Source organism: Streptomyces sp. NPDC031274, assembly GCF_055570235.1.
The window spans coordinates 1-1,030 of the sequence record NZ_JBVIHP010000493.1 but is presented as its reverse complement, the minus strand read 5'-3'; the positions used below and the strand labels follow the sequence as shown (position 1 = coordinate 1,030).

Sequence of the window (1,030 nt, the reverse complement as noted above, 5' to 3'; positions counted from 1 at the left end):
TCGTGGGCACGTACAACGTGGGGGCGGGGAGCGCGCAGATCGCGCTGGTGGAAGCGTTGGTGGCGACGGGTGTTCCGGTCGTCGCCGTGGCGATCCGCAATCCGTACGACGTGGCGCTGCTGCCGTCCGTGGGCGCGTCACTGGCCGCGTACTGCTGGACGGACGTCGAACTGCGCGCCGCGGTACGGGTGGTGGCGGGGCGCGTCGAGCCGCGGGGGAAGCTGCCCGTGCCGGTGCAGCGCGCGGATGATCCGGCGCAGGTGCTGTACCCCGTCGGGTACGGCCTGACGTACTGATCCGTACGCCGCGCGACGGGCGCACCACCTCCTCCTGGCCCAAAGCACCCCACGCACCTGGCGTGCGCCCGCCCGCGCGGGTCACGCTGGGTGCACATATCGGGGGGTTTGCCATGCATGCCTTGCTTGGCAGGAACACGGCGTGGTCCGTGGTGGTGAGAGGGACGCTGGTACTGCTCGCGGTGACGGCGTTGTTCGCCGGAGTGGTGGGGTGCCAGAAGTCGGCCGGCCCGGGGTCTTCCGACTCGTCCGGGCAGCTCGACGACCGCGAACCGTCCTCGCCGGTGTCGTCAGGGCACGGAGTTGTCTTCCTCGCCGTGGACGAGTGCAGTTCGCGGGGGCGCGAGACCTTCACGGAGGTGTCGTGCACGAGTGAGCGGGCGGCGGCGCGCGTCATCGCCCGCTACGACGGCAAGGTCGCGGAGGGTCCTTCGTGCCCCGACCGCACGGACTTCGTGCTCCACATCAGCGAGAACCGGCCCGCGGTGGACGAGGACGGGAACGGGGAGGTGCCGCGGGGCTACGCCTGCATGCGGAATCTCGAGGAGCCGCATCCTGGGGACCCCGGAGGTGGGGGCGGACCCCGGACCGTGGTGGGCGACTGCGTCTACAGCGCCGGGCAGGGGGAGGTGCGGGAGACGGCGTGCGACGGGTCCGGGCGGAAGGCCCCGGAGTATCGCGTGACGGTGGCGGTCTCGGAGCGGGCCCTGTGTCCCGCCGCGACGGAGCTTTAC

2 protein-coding genes are annotated in these 1,030 nt (G+C 72.0%); both read left to right on the top strand.

What is annotated here, in order from left to right:
- Positions 1 to 296 (top strand): glycoside hydrolase family 3 C-terminal domain-containing protein (locus tag ACZ5CR_RS47430; protein ID WP_468870294.1); only part of this gene is annotated, 296 nt, incomplete at its 5' end.
- Positions 297 to 409: 113 nt separating this feature from the next.
- A partial coding sequence (locus ACZ5CR_RS47425) for a hypothetical protein (protein ID WP_468870293.1) occupies positions 410 to 1,030 on the top strand: 621 nt, incomplete at its 3' end.